Genomic DNA, 1,388 nt, shown 5'->3' on the forward strand with positions numbered 1-1,388 from the left:
GAGCTATGCCTGAGTTTGGGTGACGCGCTTTGATCAGGCGGCGCGGTTTTTGGCGTCGAGGACGCCGTCGGTGAATTTGACGCCCTCGATCACCATTGGCAACTGGTTGGCGCCCTTCAGGCGACGCCATCCCTTCGCGGCGGCTTGCACGAGCTTGTAGACCATCAGCCGAGCCGTCTTCTGGGATAGCGCACCTTTCGTGCGAACCGTGCGATGCCTGACAGTGGCGAACACGCTCTCGATCGGGTTCGAGGTTCGCAGATGGTCCCAGTGATCGGCGGGAAAATCATAGAACGCCAACAGCGCCTCGCGGTCCTTGCTCAGACAGGTTGCGGCCTTCTGGTATTTCGCGCCGTATTTCTCGACGAACACGTCCAGCGCGGCCTCGGCGGCGACACGGGTTTCGGCCTGCCAGATCTCGCGCAGGTCGGATTTGACGGCGGGCTGGAGGGATTTGGGGACCTTGTTCAGCACGTTCGAAGTTTTGTGAACCCAGCACCTCTGGTGCCTGGTGCTGGGAAATACCTCATCGAGCGCCTTCCAGAACCCGAGCGCGCCGTCGCCGACAGCGATTTCCGGAGCGCAGGTCAGGCCGCGCGCCTTGAGGTCGACCAGCAGCTCGCGCCAGCTCTGCGCGCTCTCACGCATGCCGACCTGAAAGCCCACGAGCTCTTTCTTTCCTTCCGGCGTCGCGCCGATGAGAACCAGCATGCATTCGGCCTGCGGCTCCATCCGAGCCTGGAGATAGACCCCGTCAGCCCAGACATAGGCGTAGCGGCGCGCGGCGAGGTCGCGGCGCTGCCAGCGCCCATACTCTGCCTCCCATTCGCCGGTCAGGCGCGACAGCACACCAGGCGACAGGTTCGGGGCGTTCTCGCCGAGCAGGGCCGCGAGGGCCTCTTGGAAGTCCCCGGTCGAGATGCCGCGGAGATAGAGAACCGGCAGCAGCGCGTCCAAGCTGCGGGAGCGCCGCGCCCACCTTGGCAGGATGGCGGAATTGAAGCGGATCTTATCCGCTTCGTTCTCCGCCGACCGATCCCGGACTTTCGGTCGCCTGACTGAGAGCCCGCCGATCCCGGTCTGGATCTCACGCTCGGGGCCGTAGCCATGCCGAACCACGCGCTGGCGCCCGTCCGGCAAACGGGTCTCGGCAAGCTCTGCGACAAAGGCATCCGCCTCCGCTCGTAAGGCCGCAGCCAGCATCCGACGCGCCCCCTCGCGGGCAATCTCGGTCAAGGGATCGTCCAGCGAATGGGGCTGACGAAGCGGGATGATGTCAGTATCGTTCTTCATGGCGTATCGCTCCTTCGGGAGGTTCTGGCAGGCTTCAGCACCCGCCACGATACGCCGCCTTCTCAGACCGCATCACCCATTTTCAGCCATAGCTC

1 protein-coding gene is annotated in these 1,388 nt (G+C 64.4%); it reads right to left on the reverse strand.

The window, feature by feature from the left end:
• Positions 1-33: 33 nt before the first annotated feature.
• On the reverse strand, positions 34-1,293 hold the full coding sequence (locus MBELCI_RS18820; RefSeq protein ID WP_021695821.1) for an IS256 family transposase: 1,260 nt from the start codon (positions 1,291-1,293) through the stop codon (positions 34-36).
• Positions 1,294-1,388 lie beyond the last annotated feature (95 nt).

Source organism: Limimaricola cinnabarinus LL-001 (assembly GCF_000466965.1).
In the GTDB taxonomy this organism is placed as follows: Bacteria; Pseudomonadota; Alphaproteobacteria; order Rhodobacterales; family Rhodobacteraceae; genus Limimaricola; species Limimaricola cinnabarinus.

Bases quoted from the DNA above. Each gene is read 5' to 3' on its own strand.
- MBELCI_RS18820 (WP_021695821.1), bottom strand. From the start codon at position 1,293: ATGAAGAACGATACTGACATCATCCCGCTTCGTCAGCCCCATTCGCTG.